The sequence below is a fragment of the Leclercia sp. Colony189 genome (assembly GCF_009740165.1).
In the GTDB taxonomy this organism is placed as follows: domain Bacteria; phylum Pseudomonadota; class Gammaproteobacteria; order Enterobacterales; family Enterobacteriaceae; genus Enterobacter.
Window position 1 is genome coordinate 3,111,713 of sequence record NZ_CP046557.1, and the last position, 19,210, is coordinate 3,130,922.

General features: G+C 56.3%; 14 protein-coding genes. 3 read left to right on the plus strand and 11 right to left on the minus strand.

The window, feature by feature from the left end; genetic code table 11:
• Positions 1-4 precede the first annotated feature (4 nt).
• The 7 genes from wcaD to GNG29_RS14990 are packed head-to-tail and all read right to left on the minus strand — an operon-like array spanning position 5 to position 7,515.
• A complete protein-coding gene (gene wcaD / locus GNG29_RS14960; protein WP_156654874.1) occupies positions 5-1,225 on the minus strand; it encodes a colanic acid polymerase WcaD in 1,221 nt (406 codons plus the stop codon).
• Entirely contained in the window at positions 1,200-2,417 is a 1,218-nt protein-coding gene (gene wcaC, locus GNG29_RS14965; RefSeq protein WP_156654875.1) for a colanic acid biosynthesis glycosyltransferase WcaC, read from the minus strand. The genes wcaD and wcaC overlap by 26 nt, the downstream gene beginning before the upstream one ends.
• Positions 2,414-2,902: a colanic acid biosynthesis acetyltransferase WcaB gene (gene wcaB, locus GNG29_RS14970; RefSeq protein ID WP_103181109.1), complete on the minus strand. Its 489-nt coding sequence runs from the start codon at positions 2,900-2,902 to the stop codon at positions 2,414-2,416. The genes wcaC and wcaB overlap by 4 nt, the downstream gene beginning before the upstream one ends.
• Before the next feature lie 2 nt (positions 2,903-2,904).
• Positions 2,905-3,744, minus strand: a complete 840-nt coding sequence (wcaA, locus tag GNG29_RS14975) for a colanic acid biosynthesis glycosyltransferase WcaA (protein ID WP_103181110.1) — start codon at positions 3,742-3,744, stop codon at positions 2,905-2,907.
• Between the two features lie 20 nt (positions 3,745-3,764).
• A complete protein-coding gene (wzc, locus tag GNG29_RS14980) occupies positions 3,765-5,927 on the minus strand; it encodes a tyrosine-protein kinase Wzc (RefSeq protein WP_103180225.1) in 2,163 nt (720 codons plus the stop codon).
• A gap of 2 nt (positions 5,928-5,929) precedes the next feature.
• The gene (gene wzb / locus GNG29_RS14985; RefSeq protein WP_103180226.1) at positions 5,930-6,373 is read right to left on the minus strand and encodes a low molecular weight protein-tyrosine-phosphatase Wzb; all 444 of its coding nucleotides are present in this window, start codon (positions 6,371-6,373) and stop codon (positions 5,930-5,932) included.
• A gap of 5 nt (positions 6,374-6,378) precedes the next feature.
• Positions 6,379-7,515, minus strand: a complete 1,137-nt coding sequence (locus GNG29_RS14990; RefSeq protein WP_103180227.1) for a polysaccharide export protein — start codon at positions 7,513-7,515, stop codon at positions 6,379-6,381.
• A 691-nt stretch (positions 7,516-8,206) separates the two neighbouring features.
• Between GNG29_RS14990 and GNG29_RS14995 the strand changes: the two genes are divergently transcribed.
• Entirely contained in the window at positions 8,207-9,790 is a 1,584-nt protein-coding gene (locus GNG29_RS14995) for a TerC family protein (RefSeq protein WP_103180228.1), read from the plus strand.
• Positions 9,791-9,829: 39 nt separating this feature from the next.
• Here the strand turns inward: GNG29_RS14995 and asmA are convergent, their stop codons facing one another.
• From asmA to udk, 3 genes are all read right to left on the minus strand, one after another.
• The gene (gene asmA, locus GNG29_RS15000; RefSeq protein WP_156654876.1) at positions 9,830-11,683 is read right to left on the minus strand and encodes an outer membrane assembly protein AsmA; all 1,854 of its coding nucleotides are present in this window, start codon (positions 11,681-11,683) and stop codon (positions 9,830-9,832) included.
• 27 nt (positions 11,684-11,710) lie between these two features.
• Positions 11,711-12,292: a dCTP deaminase gene (dcd, locus tag GNG29_RS15005; RefSeq protein ID WP_103180230.1), complete on the minus strand. Its 582-nt coding sequence runs from the start codon at positions 12,290-12,292 to the stop codon at positions 11,711-11,713.
• An 89-nt stretch (positions 12,293-12,381) separates the two neighbouring features.
• A complete protein-coding gene (udk, locus tag GNG29_RS15010) occupies positions 12,382-13,023 on the minus strand; it encodes a uridine kinase (RefSeq protein ID WP_032612454.1) in 642 nt (213 codons plus the stop codon).
• Positions 13,024-13,366: 343 nt separating this feature from the next.
• Here udk and GNG29_RS15015 point away from each other — a divergent pair, with 343 nt between their 5' ends.
• Positions 13,367-16,696, plus strand: coding sequence for a diguanylate cyclase (locus tag GNG29_RS15015; protein ID WP_156654877.1), 3,330 nt, complete (start codon positions 13,367-13,369; stop codon positions 16,694-16,696).
• Here GNG29_RS15015 and alkA read toward each other — a convergent pair.
• The gene (alkA, locus tag GNG29_RS15020; RefSeq protein WP_103180232.1) at positions 16,664-17,530 is read right to left on the minus strand and encodes a DNA-3-methyladenine glycosylase 2; all 867 of its coding nucleotides are present in this window, start codon (positions 17,528-17,530) and stop codon (positions 16,664-16,666) included. The two genes, GNG29_RS15015 and alkA, sit on opposite strands and share 33 nt — an antisense overlap.
• 133 nt (positions 17,531-17,663) lie before the next feature.
• Between alkA and yegD the strand changes: the two genes are divergently transcribed.
• Positions 17,664-19,016, plus strand: coding sequence for a molecular chaperone (gene yegD / locus GNG29_RS15025; protein WP_103180233.1), 1,353 nt, complete (start codon positions 17,664-17,666; stop codon positions 19,014-19,016).
• The last annotated feature ends 194 nt before the right edge of the window (positions 19,017-19,210 follow it).

Below are 19,210 nucleotides of genomic sequence, written 5' to 3' on the forward strand. Positions count from 1 at the left end.
CTCGTTATGAATGCGTAATATTAAGCGCCTTGCGCAAAATAAACGGGCATACAATCAAAAATGCATACTCTGGGCTAAATATTGACCCGGTAAAAAACAGCGATACTGGCGTAAAGAGGTAAAGCTGTACGCGAAAATTCTGATTATCACCAAAGGCGCTGATCATCATTTTGAAAACTTTAAACAGATACCACGCCGTTAATAATACTGCGAACCATGAAAAATAAATAATCAGCAGATACAAGCCATTGTCTATTGTTTTTCCGACGTCCGCACCGTTAAAGATTCCGAATGACGCGACATATTCATAAAGTGAGCCAAATCTGACTACACCGTCAATATGGGTTAAAGAGTACCCCACCATCACCAGCGGACCGATAATACGGTAATAAGAGGATGATCCTTCGGTGCCCAAATCACCCAGACGCTCGGAAATATACGGGAAGGCAAATACCACCCCGACTAAAAAGACGGACAATGAAATGATCGCTAAAGGTAACTTTTTCCTGATCGCCTCTTTATTCAGATACTGGAACGCCCACTCCAGAAGGTAAAACAGAATAAACGTCATAACCCCAGAGAACGATCCTGACAGAACGATTCCTGTAAGAATCATAGCATCGCTCTTGGGCGTTTTGATACCAAACTGTTTGATGCTGAGCCAAATTGAGATTAACGCCAGAGCGAAGAATGCCGGTTCAAAATAGAGCGCTGTGGTACGTTTGCCGCCAAATTTAATGAAATTCAGTACATAGCTATTACTGTAAATAAGATATTTCGAAATTATTTCCATCAGGCTACTGCCACCGGTCAGAATAATTTGCGCCATCTCCAGTGCGGCGAGGGTGACAATGATTCCAATGACCAGATAAAAGAACCTGAGGATCTTCCGATAATTGTGCGGCGAGACGGTTTTAAAGCGGATACTCCACACCATGCCGATAATGATGACGATATAAACAAACAGCATGGTGGAAGTAACGTATTTACTGGCATCCAGCGACTGACCAAAAATGTAGTTGAAGGCCGTCAGCCCCGCCCCCAGCCCCAGCGCTATCATCAGCTTTTTCACGCTGATTTTGTCGACAAACAGCAACAGCAGCAGCGGTAAAAAGGTCACGATAGTGATGGGGAAGCTCTCTCCCAGCTGGGCAATCTTGACGTTGACCAGCAGGTAGATGAGCGGCAGCAGCAGATAGCTACAGATTCTGATAGAACGAGACATACTCCTCCAGCATCTGTTGTCCACTGTAGGCCTGGCGGCTGCGGGTGCGGAATGCCTCAAGGGAGGTGCCAAATACCGCCTGGGCGATATCCGCTTTCGCCAGCTGCACCAGAGGCAGCACTTCCTCTTCGCTGAAGGTTTTGCCCCCCGATTTTTCCAGTACTTCCCGCGCGGCGTCGCTGTGGGTGGCGATCACCGGTACTCCGATGGAGAGCGCTTCGCACAGGATCAGCGGGTAGTTATCCACCCTGGAGCTGAACACCAGCGCATCCATCCCGTTCAGGGCGCTCATCAGTTTGCGTTTGTCGGTTTCGAAGCCGTGGTTCACCACGTTCGGCCCTTCAAACGGCGAGAATTTGCCGAAGGTGTGCAGCTCGATCTTGTCGCCAAGCGCCATCATATCCCGCACCAGCTGCTGGTTGGTTTTGCCGTCGTAGCGCAGATCGTGAGCGACGACGGCAATTTTCGGCTTGCCGGCGGTAACGGCGACCGGGGTCAGCTCTGCCAGAATCGCCTCTGTCGCCACGTCGATACCGTTATTGATGATCCGGCAGCGCCCTGCCCCGTACAGGCTGTTAAAGGCATCGGCCACATGCTGGCTGGGAGAGATAAACTGACAGCCCAGCGCCAGCATGTCACGGAACAGCTGACGCTTGCCATCTACCAGCTTACGGGCGCGATCCACCTTCACCGGCGGATAGTTGCTGAGCGTCGGGCACTTCTGGCAGTTCGTTTTCCAGCCTTCGCAGCCGTCGGTAAAGGCGCAGCGGCCAGTGACGCTCCAGTGATCGTGCAGGGTCCAGACGAACGTGGTGTCGGGTTTGTGCGCCTGCACCTTCTGGCAAAACGCCACGACCTCTTCCAGTTTCAGCCAGTAGCTGTGCAGGACGTGAAAATGGAGCACTACCGGGCCCGGCGTGCGGGTAACGGTGCGATAGAGGCGGTTAAGATTGCCAAAGAGATCGCGGTTAAACAGACGGAACAGGGCAATATTGGCCACCGAGGTCAGGCGCGGGGTATGTTTCACCACCTGCGGATAGCGATCGTGGCTGACGCTTTTTTTACCGCCCTTGCCGTAGCCGTAGATAAAGCGCGACTGAAGTCCTTTTTGCAGCGCGCGCTGGTGCAGATCCAGCGCCACTCCCGCCGCCCCGCCCTCGGCGAGACGGACATTAAATTGCAGAATGTTCATTTGATCACCTTCACGCGGGCCTTCTCGCCCACCACCAGCGCGTTGTCGGGGATGCTGTCCAGCACTACGCTTCCTGCCCCCACGGTGACGTTATTACCGACGGTGATATCACCGATCATCACCACGTTGGCACCCAGCTCAACGTTATTGCCGATGACCGGACAGGCCAGGCTGTCCGGGCCGCGGTTACCGAGGGTCACCCCGTGGCGGATGGTAAAATCATCCCCGGCGACCACGAATTTATTGATCACCACGGCATAGCCGTGGTGAATGGTGAAGCGGCGGCCGATGGTGGCCGCAGCCTGGATTTCGTAGCCGAAAATGCACTCGGTGATGAGGCGGTAAAGCACCAGAACCGGCGCCGCCCAGAGATTGTTAAGGACGTTTTTTTTGCGCCACACCGAGCAAAAATGGGCCACCCGGTAGGCCAGCACCATGCAGCAGGGGCGCAGGCTCCAGCTGTTTGCGCGACAATCTTCCAGCACCATTATTTCCCCCGCAGTCCGTCGGCCAGACGCTTACCGTTACGAACCGAAATCAGCGTCAACAGGGTGCGCCAGTTCATCCGCTTATTGCGGATCTGATACAGCGTAAAGAGCTGATACTTGCGGCTGGCGCGGTCGAACTTATCCCGGTGCTTGCGGTAGAAGTGGAAGTAGCCGGAAAACTTCTTCGGCGACGAGGTGATCTGCATTTCACCATGATTGATGTGCAGGATCTGAGTGGCTTCTTCTACCTTCCACGGCTCGCCATACTCCACCACCATCCGCAGGAAGATGTCGTAATCCTGGGCGGCGGCCAGTGACGTATCGAACAGGCACTCCTTGAAGCGCCACGCCCAGGTAAAGACCTGATTGCCGATAATGTTGCGCTTGTAGAACAGGCGGCGGGAGTACGGCGATTTTGGGTACAACGGCAGGCTGGCGGGCTGAGAGTAGACCTCCCCCTCGCAAACATAGTCGTTGGCGTACAAAAAGGCGTGGGTAACCAGGTGATGCTGATGCGCCAGGAAGGTAGACAGCCGGTTTGGCGTCCACTCGTCGTCATCGTCAATACCGGTCAGATACTGGCCAGAGGCCTGCAAAATAGCCTGATTGCGGACCGCGCAGGCGCCGGAGTTAATGGCGTTATGGGTGTAGATCACCCGCGGGTCGTCCAGGTCAGCGACAAACTTCTGGAGCTGCTCGTACGAGGAGGAGCAGTCATCGACGATGATCAATTCCCAGTGGTCATAATCCTGGCGTAATACCGATTTTATCGCACGGATCGCCAGCTGCTGACGGTTCCATGTCGGCATATAAATGGAAATCAAAGGACGTGGTGTCATGGTGTTCCCCGAATGGCTCATTACTTGCTGTCCGACTTATATTCGTACTCGTAATACCCGTAATCTTGATACCCGGTGGCGCGGCGGAAGATGGAGTTGAGGATCACCCCTTTCACCGCAATGCCGTTCTGTTCGAAGCGGCTGAGGCTGGTTTCGACCTCTTTCAGGGTGTTCACCGCGTAGCGCGCCACCATCAGCGTGGTGCCCGCATGGCGACCGACAATTGCCGCATCCGTTACCGCGAGGATTGGCGGGGTGTCGATCAGCACCAGGTCATAGTTTTCACTGGCCCACTTCACCAGCTGGGTAAAGCGTTCGCTCATCAGCAGTTCCGATGGGTTCGGCGGCACCTGTCCGCGCGTGACCAGGTCAAAGTTAGGGATGGAGGTCGGCTTCGCGCACTGGCTGATATCGCCCTTGCCCAGCAGGATGTCCGACAGACCGTTTACGTTGTTCGTGCCGAGCAGCTCGTGGGTATAGCCCTTACGCATATCGCAGTCGATCAGCAGCACGCGCTTGTTGGTCTGGCTGACTACCGCCGCCAGGTTGGCGCAGACAAAGGTCTTGCCGATGGAGGGGCTGACCCCGCTGAGCATCAATACGTTGTTGCTGGCCTGCATCATGGCGAAGTGCAGACTGGTGCGCAGGCTGCGGATAGCCTCGATAGCCAGATCCGTCGGATTGCCGACTGCCAGCAGCTGGCTCTGCTTGTAACGTTTGATGCCATTGGACGTTTTGACGCTGTCACGCGATTTCTGCCACTCCGACAGCGGGATGCTGGCGTAGACGTTGATGCCGTGCTCCTCCAGAACCTGCGGGCTTTCGATCCCACGGTTAAACAGGGAGCGCAGCAGTACGCCGACGATGGAGAGCATCAGACCGAGAATAATGCTGCCGAGAATAATCAGCGCCTTCTTCGGCTTCAGCACGCCCGGCTGGGTGATGGCCGGGTCGACAATACGCACATCGCCAACGGTGCTCGCCTCGGTGATCTTCAGCTCCTGCTGTTTGTTCAGCAGCTGCATATAGACCTGCTGGCCAGACTCCACGTCGCGGGTCAGACGCAGGATCTCCTGCTGAGTCTTTGGCATCGCGGTGACGCGGTTATTGAGTTTGGCTTTTTCCTCTTCCAGCGTCTGGCGTTTTTCCAGCAGCGTACGGTAGGCCGGATGGCGTTTGGTGTAGAGTTTGGAAATTTCCGCCTCTTTAAAGGTCAGCTCGTTGATCTGGGCGTCGATATTGACCATCGAATCCAGCACCGACTTCGCTTCGAGCGGCAGGTCGACGGAGTCTTTATCCTGACGGAAAGCGTTGAGCTTGTTCTCGGCCTGATCCAGATGGGCGCGCACTTCCGGGAGCTGTTTCGCGAGGAAGTCGAGGCTTTTTGACGCCTCTTCCGACTTACGCTTCACGTTCTGCGCCTGGTAGTTGCGGGTAATGCTGTTGAGAATGTCGCGGATCTTGTCCTTATCCTCGCCGGTAAAGGTCAGTCTCAGCACCCCGGTATCCTTTCCGGTTTCGGTGACCGACAGGTTGCCCTGCAGATTATTGATCATCCCGAGCATTGAGAATTTGCTGACGGTGAACTCGCTGCCGCTCTGGGCATGGATGTCGCTGACCATCATGCTGACGCCATCTTTATTCAGCATCTCCCCCACCTTGCCGCGGGCGCTAAACCCGGCGTCGCTGGTAAGCTGATACTGATCTTTCCCCAGCACTTCAAGGGTAAACTCCTGGCTGGCGCCCCCGGCAGGAAGCTGGAAGGTGGTCACTTTAACCGTATCATTCTGACGGCCCATCAACCGGTCCCAGCCCGCACCAAACACCGGGAAGGTGTTTTTAGTAACGCCGATGTCGAGATCCAGATCGTCCACGGTTTTTCCCAGCACCAGGCGGGACTGGATCAGCTCAATTTCCGCCTGTGAGGCGGGCGGCTTGTTTGCCAGCGCCGAACCGATGTCCTGCACCAGCGAATTGCCGGTGTTTTGCTCTATTTGTACCAGCGCGTCGGCGCTGTAGATCGGGGTGGCAAAAAAGGTGTAAATCACCGCCGCAACGGCAAAGAGCGCGGTGATGCCAATCACCCACCAGCGCGCCTCGACCACGGTTCCGATCAGACGACCAATATCAATTTCATCACTGCCCGCACTCGGGGCGGCAGAAGGTTTTACGTTTGCTGTCATTATTATCCCTGCTGAACGTTCAGTGCCTCTGCCCACTGGCGGGCAGACTGGTCGAGTAAGGTGTAAACCGCCTCAAACGCTTCATGGCTTTTGCGGTACGGGTCGGGGATCTCACGCTCGTTGTCCCAGTGACCAAACAGCATCACTTTGCCGCGCATCTCCGGTGCGATATCGCACAGGGCATGAATGTGGCGTTTTTCCATCGCGAGGATCAGGTCGTAGTCCCGGCACAGGCTGGCCGTCACCTGACGGGCGCAATGCCCGTCGAGTGAAAGCTGATGCTCTGCCGCAACCTGACTTGCACGCTCATCGGCCCCTTTGCCCACCAGCGCGCCCAACCCGGCTGACGCCACGGTGAGCTGCGGTTGGTACTGCTTAAGTAGCCGCTCAGCGGTAGGGGAACGGCAGATATTCCCCACACAAACCACCAGAATTTTGTTAAACATCGTTATCACCAGTTGTGGTACTGATGTACCGTGTCGGTCATGGTATGGATATTGTTGATGGTCGGCATCAGCTGGTTCATCACACGGTTCCAGCGCGTTATCGGCGCGGTGGTGACATAGACCACGTCATACGGCTGGAGGCGGAAGCCGGTCGCCATCACCAGTGAGGTGGCATCAGACATATCCAGCTGGTAGACGTTGGCAATCTTGCCCTTCGCATTGTTTCCTGTAATCGGACGGATCACGAAGATACCGCTGGCGTCGGAGGTGCTCATATCCAGCCCTTCCGCGTTGCCCAGCGCTTCGGTCAGGGTCATACCGCTCAGGTCCATCTTGAGGGTGCTCTGTTTCTTCACTTCACCCATCACGAACACTTTCAGGTCGTCATTGCGCGGCACGAACAGGATGTCGCCCGGATAGAGCAGACGGTTCTGGCTCAGATCGCCGTTCTGCATCAGCGCCTGCAGGGAGATACGCTCCTCTTTGCCTTTATGGGTCAGCACCACATTGCGCCAGTCGGCGCCATCAGTGAGCCCGCCCGCGGAGTTGATGGCGTCAAGCACCGTCAGCGGCACGTTGGTGATCGGCTGTTGGCCGGATTTATTCACCTGGCCGGAGACATAGACTTTCTGCGAACGGAATGCGGCGATATTAACGTCCACCTGCGGGTCAGCGATGTACTGCGCTAAACGGCCGGTAATATCACTACGGATCTGTGCGAGCGTTTTGCCCGCCACGCGAAGTTTGCCGACATAGGGATAGAACATGGTGCCATCTGCCTGAACCCAGTTACCGGTATCGCTGGAGCTACGATACTGCCCCGCCGGGGTGGTCAGCTCCGGGTGATCCCAGACGGTGACGTTAATCACGTCCCCGGGCCCGACGCGGTACTGGTAGTTGGCGATCTCCTGGTCGAGATCGACATTCGGCCGTGCGACAATCGGGCGAGGGCGTAATTGTTCAACCAGCTGCGGGGTCATGGGATAAACGTTAACCATGCGGTTGATGTCAAAATCAGCATCCTGCTGTTTAATCACATCCTTACCGGAAGTTGAGATATTGCTGCCGGGGAAGATCGTACAACCACTCATCAAGGTCACAGAGACCAATAATGGCATCAATTTCATTTTGGATTTCATCATTGATTATTTATCACTATGGCAGAGTAATTATCCTGTGCATTTAAATAAGTGCGAAGGCGTATTACTTTTAGCATGCAGTCAATAAAAGAGAAATATAACTGGCATCAGTCCTAAAAGAAGCTTATTCGCTCTCAGGCTATTGACAGAATAATCGAGGCTGATTAACACGCTTTCAGGCACGCTACCGCCCTTGGCTTTCAGTTACCAATCTACTGTTTAAACAGCTAGTTAGGGACAAGCACCCTCTTTGACAGGGTTTAATGAGAATATATAACGGGCAAGATTAATCCGAACACGATATACATTTTTCAGGTCATTAAACCGACACAGAAATAGCACCAAAAACGACCGCTATTTGATGCTGAAAGAATTGTTGCAGCTATCTGAAAAGCAGGCAAGGAATCATCAACGAAGGCGTGTCTTTTAAGAATAATATTAACGGTCGCATTTCCGTGTTTTTAGGAATAGCTTTATATTGACATTATTAAATAACACCATTCACCCTGCGATATTTCTTATTTTTATTGATTCGGAATTATTCCGATATTAACACACAGAATGCAGGGTTTATTACCGGCCAGATAAGGAAAATCTATGCAGATAAATGCCAGGCCGGCATTGCATTTTTCTGGCGCAGTATCCATGATCGAAATGTGACAATTGTCATATAACGAAAGGTATTACGCTCACTATGGAATGGATAGCAGATCCATCAATATGGGCCGGTCTGGTCACCCTGGTGGTGCTGGAACTTGTGCTCGGTATCGATAACCTGGTCTTTATCGCCATTCTCGCCGAAAAACTGCCCCCTGCTCAGCGCGACCGCGCCCGCATCACCGGTCTGTTAATGGCGATGGTCATGCGCCTGCTGCTGTTGGCCTCTATCTCCTGGCTGGTGACCCTCACCCGCCCGCTGTTTACCGTCCACGGCTTTGGCTTCAGCGCCCGCGATCTGATCATGCTGTTTGGGGGATTTTTCCTGATCTTCAAAGCCACTGTCGAACTCAACGAAAGGCTGGAAGGCAAGGACAGCGAGAACCCCACCCAACGCCGTGGGGCGAAGTTCTGGGCGGTGGTGGCGCAAATCGTGGTGCTGGACGCCGTCTTCTCGCTGGATTCAGTCATCACCGCCGTGGGGATGGTCGATCATCTGCCCGTCATGATGGCCGCCGTCATTATTGCCATTGCGCTGATGGTGATGGCCAGCAAGGCGCTGACGCGCTTCGTTAACGACCACCCGACCATTGTCATTCTCTGCCTGAGCTTCCTGCTGATGATTGGCTTTAGTCTCGTGGCGGACGGTTTTGGTTTCCATATTCCGAAGGGGTATCTCTACGCCGCGATCGGCTTCTCGGTGATAATCGAGGCGCTGAACCAGCTGGCGATTTTCAACCGCCGTCGCTTTCTCTCCGCCAATCAGACGCTGCGCCAGCGCACCGCCGAGACGGTGATTCGTCTGCTGAGCGGTAAAAAGGAGGATGCCGAGCTGGATGCGCAGTCCGCCTCCCTGCTGGCCGACCATGACAACAGCCCGATCTTCGCTCCTCAGGAGCGGCGGATGATTGAGCGGGTGCTCCACCTGAACCAGCGCTCCGTCAGCAGCATCATGACCTCGCGCCATGATATCGAGCATATCGACCTCAATGCCCCGGAGGCGACCATCCGTGCGCTGCTGGATAAAAACCAGCACACCCGCATTGTGGTCACCGGTAGCGACCGGGAAGAGGAGCTGCTGGGGGTGGTTCATGTGATTGATCTGCTCAATCAGCAACTGCGCGGCGAGCCGTTAAACCTGCGGGTGCTGATCCGTCAGCCGCTGGTCTTCCCGGAGGTGCTGCCGCTGCTGCAGGCCCTGGAGCAGTTCCGCAACGCGCGCACCCACTTTGCTTTTGTGGTGGATGAGTTTGGTTCCGTGGAGGGGATTGTCACCCTTAGCGACGTGATGGAGACCATCGCGGGTAACCTGCCAAACGAAGTGGAAGAGATCGACGCCCGGCATGATATCCAGAAGAACGCCGACGGAAGCTGGACCGCGAACGGCCATATGCCGCTGGAAGATCTGGTGCAGTATGTGCCGTTGCCGCTGGATGATAAGCGCGAATATCATACCATCGCCGGGCTGCTGATGGAGAACCTGCAGCGAATCCCCCAGCCGGGGGAAGAGGTGCAGGTGGGTGATTACGCGCTGAAAACGCTGGAGGTGGAGAACCACCGGGTGCAGAAGGTACAACTAATCCCGCTGATCACGGAGGATGATGTGGATTACGAGGTGTGATGCGATTCCCCTCACCCTCTCGGGTGAGGGGAGATAGCGCTACTGAAGCTTATCCAGCAACTTCTTCACATCTTTCCCGTTCTTCGACTCTTTATTCTTCTCTGCCCAGTCGCTCAGACGACGTTTCGCTTCATCCTGGAGATGCTTACGCAGCAGCTGATCCACCTGCAGGGTGTAGTTCAGCGCCTGCCATTTGCCGTAGACATTCAGCGGGATCGGCGTCGTTTTCAGGAAATCGACCAGCTTACCTTCGCCAAGCCAGCCCTCCAGCACCCGAACTTTGAAGCGGGTGTCGGCGGTCTCCTTAACCAGATCCAGCGTGCCGTTGCCTTCGAGCATCAACATTGGTGATTCGCCCTGCATCCCCTCCAGCGTCACCTGCCCCTTATTGAGGGTCAGATCGGTGACAAAGCTGTCCAGACGGGTCGCATTGTCAAAGTTGTCTTTGACCTTCACGTTACTGCTGCGCTCCACCGCCTGCTGCACCAGTTGCTGGAAGTTAAGCCCTTCCATGCGGGTATTGTGCATTTCCAGATGCGCCTTACCCTGCCAGTTGTGGCGGAAGGCTTCCGCGTCAATCTTGCTGCCGGAGAAGTCCCCGGCCAGGTTCAGGCTGCCGGTCAGCGCAATCGGATAATTAAAGGCCTTCAGGATGGTGCCGCTCTCAATGTTATCGAGACGCGGCTGGAAGGTGGTCTGGGCGGTGGCTTTACGCACGTCGAGCGTACCGGGCAAGGAGAGCTGCCCTTCCCCCAATTTACCGCTCAGTTCCGCAATGGTCAGAAGCCCGTTCTCGTTGCTCATCTGGCTGCTGACCTGGGTGAAGTCCATCCCACGCCAGCGTACGCTGTTGGCTTTGAGCTGGATATCGGCACTGAAGCCACGCAGACCGTTGTAATCAGGCTGGTCCAGACTGGAGGCGATAACCGGGCGCTGGGCTCTGGCCTGATTTTGCCCCTGCTGTACCGCCTGATTGTTTGCCGCTGCGGTCGCCTGCGCCGGGAGCAGATTTTCCAGATTAAGCCTGTCGAACTGCAGATTCATGTTCCACTGCGGGTCGGTACCCAGGATCACGCTGGCCTGTCCGGTGAGGGCACTGTCATTAGCCTGCAAATTGAGTTGATTGAGCGCGAGCTGTTTCTGCTCCTCGCGCCACTGAACCTGTAAGGTGCCCTGCCCGCTGATGCCCTGCGCCGGCAGATCGACGCCGGTCAGTTGCCAGGTGAGCTGCTCAATGTCGGCGCTCAGCAGATGCGGATAGTCAGAGGCGTTGACGTTAGCGCTAAATGCGAGGTTCAGATCGCGCTGATTGCGGTTCACGCGGGCGCTAAAATCGATTTTGCCTTTGTGGTGTTCATCCTGTTCCATCTGCAGGTTGAGATTGCGAACCGTGACCTGCTCGTCCCCCTCGTGCTGGAACACCAGCAGGCTGTCAGCCACCTTCAGACGGCCAATATCGAATGACCAGCCGGTATCCTCGGCTTTATCCGGCAGCGTGTTTTCACGCGGGGCCACCGGCGCATCGGCATTACGTACCGCTTCAGACTGCGGGGTCAGCTGGATCACCGCCCCTTTGAGCATCACCTCATTGACCTGCAACTGATGCGACAGCAGCGGCATTAACGCCACGTCAAGGCGCATATTGTCGGCAGTCACCATCGGCACCGACGCCCCCGGCGCGGTGAGGGACATGCGTCCGGAAAGGATGCTAAGCTGCGGCCAGACGTGCCAGCGCAGCGGGCCATCCAGCTTCAGGACATAGCCGCTGCGCGCCTCCACCTGACGCACCATGTAGGTGCGAAAGTCATTGGGATTGACCAACAGAACCAACGCTGACAGGCCTGCAATCAGCACCACCAGCAAAATCATCAGCGTTGTCAGAACTCTTCTCATGGCTTCCTCAATGGACCGGATTTAAGCTCAATCTTTATCAATACGACTGGCGACAGCACCCTGCTGATCGCGATATTTAGCATCCTGGCGGCGGTTGTAAGGACGTGCCGCCGGGCCGGTTAACGGCTCAAAACTCAACGCGCCAATCATCATGCCCGGACGCAGCGCCAGGGGCAGTTTACCGGCGTTGAAGAACTCCAGCACGATACGCCCTGACCAGCCCGGATCGATACGGTGCGCGGTCACGTGTACCATCAGCCCCAGACGCGCCAGCGACGAACGTCCGTCGAGCCAGCCAACCAGATCCGCAGGCAGGGTGATGGATTCAAAGGTGACGGCCAGCGCCAGTTCACCCGGATGTAAATAGAACGCCTCGCCGTCGTCCAGCACGATTTCGTCGCTCATCACCCGATCGAGTGCGGCGCTGACTTCATCTTTCGGCCCACTGAGGTCGATAAAGGGCGCGGTATGGCCGCTAAAGGTACGAAACTTATTCCCCAGACGGACATCGACAGTCACGCCGTTAATGCGCTCGACCGGCGGGCGCGGGGTAATGCTCAGACGTCCTTCGTCCAGCCAGGCTTCAATATCTCGGTCACAAAGACGCATCACTTTCTCCTTTCGTGCAGCGCGCCCTCAGGCCACCAGAGCCGGAGGGCGAGCCCGGTTATCTTTGAACGGTACACAATTCGCGCGTGTTATTCAAAAAACTGGCTGATTTTCGCTTTCAGAATATCAATAGCGATGCGGTTTTTACCCCCGCGCGGCACGATGATATCGGCGTACTGTTTGGACGGTTCAATAAACTGCAGGAACATTGGGCGGACCGTTTTCTGGTATTGCGCCATCACCGAATCCATTGAGCGGCCGCGTTCGTTCACGTCGCGTTTGATGCGGCGCATCAGGCAGATATCCAGCGGGGTGTCGACAAAAATCGAGAAGTTCATGGATTCGCGCAGACGGGCGTCGGTGAGCAGCAGGATCCCTTCGAGGATAATGACCTTTTTCGGCGCAATGCGCACGGTTTCCTGCAGACGGGTGTGTTCAACATAGCTATAGACGGGCAGCTCAATGGCAGTGCCGTTCTTCAGGGCCTGAAGATGCTGGAATAACAAGCTGTGGTCCATCGCGCTGGGATGGTCATAGTTGGTCTTGACACGCTCTTCCATCGACAGATGGCTTTGATCTTTGTAATAGCTGTCTTCTGGAATAACGCCGATGTGCTCATCACCGACCTGTTCACGTAATTCACGGTAAAGCGTACTGGCAATGAGACTTTTACCTGAAGCCGATGCGCCGGCGATGCCTATAATGACGCACTGATGAGACTTATCAGTCATAAATTTTGCGACCTGAGTAACCTGGATGTAAGGAAAGACGACGCCTGAGCGTCAAACGCGGCAATTATAGGGATTTCATCGGCCTGATACCAGCCGAATAGAAATGTTATGCGAGACACGTTCAAAGTCCGTGCAGATTACTCCTGATACAAATTTTTTCGGCTACTTTTCCAGCGCCAAAGATGAATTTTTTGCAGGATAAGTATTTAATAATGCTGTGATGTCAATTTATGAGCGCATACCATATAAATTGTAAATTGTTTGTACTAGCATGATCAAAATTAAAAAATGAACTCGTCTGGAGAAGACTCCTGGCGGCATGGTGTCTTCGGATAGAGCGGTAATGAATAAAAAATACCAGCGCGTTTTGGTCACTACGCCACATCCTTTACTACGGCTTGTCAGTCTTGGACTGGTTACCTTTATATTCACACTTTTCTCGCTCGAATTAACGCGTTTAGGCACTTTTTTAGCACCTTTATGGTTCCCGACCTCAATTATGATGGTGGCGTTTTACCGCCACGCCGGAAAGATGTGGCCCGGGATCGCCCTCGCCTGTAGCGTCGGGAATATCTTCGCCACCTGGCTTATCTTCTCCTGGGACACCGTCAACCTGTGGTACACGGGCATCAACGTTGTGGAGGCCTTTGCCGGTGCTTTACTGCTGCGCAAACTGCTCCCCGCCTACAATTCCTTACAGAATCTCGGAGACTGGATCCGTCTGGCGATCGGCAGCGCGCTTATCCCGCCCCTGCTGGGCGGCGTGCTGGTCTGGCTGCTGGTCCCAAGCGACGAGCCGCTGCGCAGCTTTATGGTCTGGGTGCTGTCAGAATCTGTCGGCTCGCTGGCGCTGGTGCCATTAGGCCTGCTGTTTAAGCCGCACTATCTGCTGCGCCATCGCAACCCGCGCCTGCTGTTTGAAACCCTGCTGACCATGGCAGTGACGCTGCTTCTGAGCTGGATCGCTCTGCATTTTTTGCCCTGGCCCTTTACGGCCATCATTGTTCTGCTGATGTGGAGCGCCGTGCGTCTGCCGCGTCTTGAAGCCTTCCTGGTCTTCCTGGTGACGGTCATGATGGTGTCGTTGATGATTGCCAAAAATCCGGTTCCGCTGACCACGCAAAATTTTGGCGCGATGACCAACGCCCCATGGTTGCCCTTCCTGATGATGCTGCTGCCCGCCAACGTAATGACGATGGTGATGTACGCATTTCGCGCCGAGCGTAAGCACATTACCGAGAGCGAAGAGCGTTTTCGCAATGCGATGGAGTATTCCGTTATCGGTATGGCGCTGGTCAGCACCGACGGGCAGTGGCTGCAGGCTAACAAAGCGCTGTGTCAGTTCCTCGGCTACTCCCAGTCCGAGCTGCGTTCCCTTAGCTTCCAGCAACTTACCTGGCCGGAAGATTTAGAGAGCGATCTGGAGCAACTGGATCAACTGCTGCAAGGCAAAATCAACAGTTACTCGCTGGAAAAGCGTTACTACACCCGTAGCGGCGAGGTGGTCTGGGCTCTGCTCGCGGTCTCCCTGGTACGTCACGCCGATGGTACCCCGCTCTACTTTATTGCACAGATTGAAGATATTAACGACCTCAAGCATACCGAGTGGGTGAACAAGCGACTGATGGAACGTATTACGCTTGCCAACGAGGCTGGCGGAATTGGTATCTGGGAGTGGGACGTCAAACCCAACGTTATCAGCTGGGATAAGCGCATGTTCGAGCTGTATGAAGTGCCTGCCCATGTTAAACCCACCTGGCAGCTCTGGCATGAGTGCATGCTGCCGGAAGATCGTGCCATGGCGGAACAGGTGGTACGGGATTCGCTGGCGGCCCGCGTTCCGTTCAAGCTGGAGTTCCGTATCCGGGTAAAAGACGGTATCCGCCATATTCGCGCCCTGGCGAACCGGGTGCTGAATAAGCAGGGTGAAGTGGAACGCCTGCTTGGTATCAATATGGATATGACCGAGGTGAAAGAGCTGAACGAGGCGCTGTTCCAGGAAAAAGAGCGCCTGCATATTACCCTCGACTCCATCGGCGAAGCGGTGCTCTGTACCGATATCAATATGAACGTCACCTTTATGAACCCGGTGGCGGAGAAGATGAGCGGCTGGCTGCAGGAAGAGGCACTGTCGCAGCCGATCCTCTCGGTTCTGCATATCACCTTTGGCGATAACGGCCCGCTGATGGAGAACATCCACAGCGGAGATATGTCCCGTAGCGATATCGAACAGGATGTGGTGCTGCACAGCCGCAACGGCGGCAGCTACGATATTCACTACAGCATTACCCCGCTAAGCACCCTCGACGGGCAGAACATCGGCTCGGTGCTGGTTATTCAGGACGTTACCGAATCGCGTAAAATGCTGCGCGAGCTGAGCTATAACGCTTCTCATGATGCCCTTACCCACCTGGCGAACCGCGTCAGTTTTGAGGCTTCCCTTAAGCGGATGTTGCACACCGTACAGGAGACGCGCCAGCGTCACGCGCTGGTGTTTATCGATCTGGACCGCTTTAAAGCGGTCAACGACACCGCAGGCCACGCGGCGGGGGATGCGCTGCTGCGGGAGCTCTCCTCCCTGATGCTGAGCATGCTGCGTTCTACCGATATGCTGGCCCGTCTGGGCGGGGATGAGTTTGGCCTGCTGCTGCCGGACTGCAACACCGAAAGCGCGCGCTATATTGCCGGTCGTATCATCGACGCCATCAATGGGTATCACTTTATGTGGGAGGGCCGCCTGCACCGCATCGGGGCCAGCGCCGGGATCACCCAGATCGACGAGCGCAATAACCAGGCCTCAGAGGTGATGTCCCAGGCCGATATCGCCTGCTACTCGTCGAAGAACAGTGGCCGTGGCGTAGTGACGGTGTATGAACCGCAACAGGAGCGAATGCTGAACGCGCCGGGCACCATCTCGCTGGACGAGCAGTGGCACATGATCAAAGACAATCATCTGCTGATGATTGCCCGCAGCGTCGCCTCGCCGCGTATCCCTGAAAGCAGCACCTTCTGGATGCTTGCCCTGCGTCTGTGGACCAACGACGGCGAGATGCTCGAAGAGCAGGCTTTCCGGGCGGGGCTGGCGGAGCCGGAGTTAATCCACGCCCTGGACAGACGTATTTTGCAGGAGTTTTTCCGCAACTTCGCCACCCCATTGACCAACAAAGGCACCGGGGTCGCCCTGCCGCTCTCCATGGCCGGTCTTGCCAGCGCCACGCTGGTGGATGAACTGCTGGAGATGCTGCGCGCCTGTCCGCTGCAGCCGCGACTGCTGCATCTGATCGTTAACGTCAGCGTCCTGACGCAGGAGGATGACAATACCCACCACAATCTGCAGAAGCTGCGTGAAGCCGGATGCCGTATCATCCTGAGCCATGTGGGCCGCGATATGGAGGTGTTCAACCACCTGAGTGCGCAGATGGCCGATTATCTCCTCCTCGATCCCGAGCTGGTGGCGAACGTTCATGGAAATCTGATGGATGAGATGCTGGTGACCATTATCCAGGGCCACGCCCAGCGGCTGGGCATCAAAACAATCGCCGGGCCGAGCAATCAACCGATCATGATGGATACCCTCTCCGGCATTGGCATCGACTATATCTACGGCAATACCATTGGCGAGCCGCAGCCGCTGGAGCTGCTACTGAATACCAGCTATTTCGGCATCAACTGACGGCGACCAGCCGTCGGTATACCAGATATGCAGCAGGGCGTACGAGCGCCACGGCTGCCAGCGTTCAGCATAGCGGCGGATTTGCGCCGGCGTCATGCCGGCAAAGCGCTGCTTAATCAGATAATCGTCCGCCAGAAAGACATCTTTTGCCTGCCAGCCGCGCAGGGCAAAGTAGTTTGCCGTCCAGCGGCCAATTCCGGGCCGGGTCTGCAACCCTTTAATCGCGCTTTCAATATCGGCCGGGGCCTCTGTCGGGAAATCCCCTGCCATGACCGACCGGGCCAGATGGATCAGCGACTCTGCGCGTTTCAGCGGCATGCCCAGCGCTTTCAGTGCCAGCGGATCGGTTTGTGCTACCGCGGCAGGCGTCGGGAAACAGCAATAGCCCGGCGCCTCCGGCAGGGGGTCACCACAGAGCGCCACCAGCTTCGCGGTGAGTTTCGCGGCCATGGCCACGCTGACCAGCTGCCCGAGGATGGCGCGCACGCCCTGCTCCCAGGTATCCATCGAGCCCGGCAGGCGCAGGCCAGGCCGCGCGGCGCCGAGCGAGCCCAGCGCCTGAGCGATCTGCTGCGGATCGCAGTGCAAATCGAACAGGCGGGTAAGCCGTGCCAGGCACAGTTCAGCGATGGGCAGCAGGCCCTCGCTGAGCCCTACTTCCAGCGTGCCCCCGGGCTGTGGCGTAACGCGGATCAGCCCCCGGTGTCCCAGGCAGGCAAAGCTGCGGGTGTAGTCGGTGGGGGTCACGGTTTCAATCCCGGCGACCGCGCGATCGCCGAGAAATTTCAACATCCATTGCCAGTCATAGGGCGGCTGCCAGGTGAGGGTAAACATCGTCGCTCCTTATTTTGTCCTGTCACAGCATAAACGGAGATTGCCACCTGCGCCTTGCTTTCATATTCCTGTTGTCGCCAGCCAGACATTTCGCTACAGTCTCGCCCCTTCTCAATGGCATGGGGACGCTGAAGTGTTTATCGGATTTGACTATGGCACCGCCAACTGTTCAGTTGCGGTGATGCAAAACGGGCAGCCGCAGCTGCTGAAAATGGAAAATAACAGCACGCTGTTGCCGTCGATGCTCTGCGCGCCGACCCGCGAGGCGGTGAGCGAGTGGCTGTACCGCCATCATCAGGTGCCGGCTACCGGCACAGAAACCCAGGCGCTGCTGCGTCGGGCTGTGAGCTTTAACCGCGAAGAAGATATCGACGTCACCCCGGCCAGCGTACAGTTTGGCCTCTCTTCCCTGGGTCACTACATTGAGGATCCGGAAGAGGTCTACTTTGTGAAGTCGCCAAAATCTTTCCTCGGCGCCAGCGGCCTGAAGCCGCAGCAGGTGGCGCTGTTTGAAGATCTGGTCTGCGCCATGATGCTGCATATTCGCCAGCAGGCGCAGACTCAGCTGACGGATACGATCACCCAGGCGGTGATTGGCCGGCCGATTAACTTCCAGGGGCTGGGCGGCGATGACGCCAATCAGCAGGCGCAGGGGATTCTGGAACGCGCCGCGCAGCGCGCCGGTTTCCGCGATGTGGTATTCCAGTATGAGCCAGTCGCTGCCGGTCTCGATTTTGAGGCGACGCTTGAGAGCGAAAAACGGGTACTTGTCGTGGATATCGGCGGCGGAACCACCGACTGCTCGCTGCTGCTGATGGGCCCGCAGTGGCATCAGCGCCGGGATCGCGAGAACAGCCTGCTGGGGCATAGCGGCTGTCGTATTGGCGGTAATGACCTGGACATCGCCCTGGCCTTTAAGAGCCTGATGCCGCTGCTCGGCATGGGCGGGCAGACAGAAAAAGGCACCGCGCTTCCGATCCTGCCGTGGTGGAACGCCGTGGCGATAAACGATGTGCCGGCGCAAAGCGAATTCTACAGTGTCGCCAATGGCCGTTTTCTTAACGATCTGATCCGCGACGCTCAGGATGGCGACAAAGTGGCGCTGTTGCATAAAGTGTGGCGTCAACGTCTGAGCTACCGGGTGGTACGCAGCGCGGAAGAGAGCAAAATTGCCCTCTCCGAGGCCGCAGAACACGCCGTAACGCTGCCGTTCATCAGCGATGAGCTGGCGACGGCCATCAGCCAGCAGGGGCTGGAGGCGGCGCTGGCGCATCCGTTACAGCGCATCCTCGAGCAGGTGCAGCTGGCGCTGGATAACGGCAATGAGAAGCCGGACGTGATCTACCTGACCGGCGGCAGCGCCCGTTCGCCGCTGATCAAAAAAGCCCTGGCGCAGCAGTTGCCGGGCATCCCGATTGCCGGGGGTGATGATTTTGGCTCTGTCACCGCCGGGCTGGCGCGCTGGGCGCAGGTGGTCTTCAGCTAGGCTGGAAATGCCGGGCGGCTACGCCTTACCCGGCACGCAGACCGCATCCAACCCGTAGGCCGGGTAAGGCGCAGCCACCACCCGGCATGCAGACCGCACCGGCCTTGCCCCGCGCCATTCGGACAATTCCCGACAGTCTTTCATATTTCCTCCATTTTTCCGCTCAATTGCCTCACTAAACTAGTATTATTTTC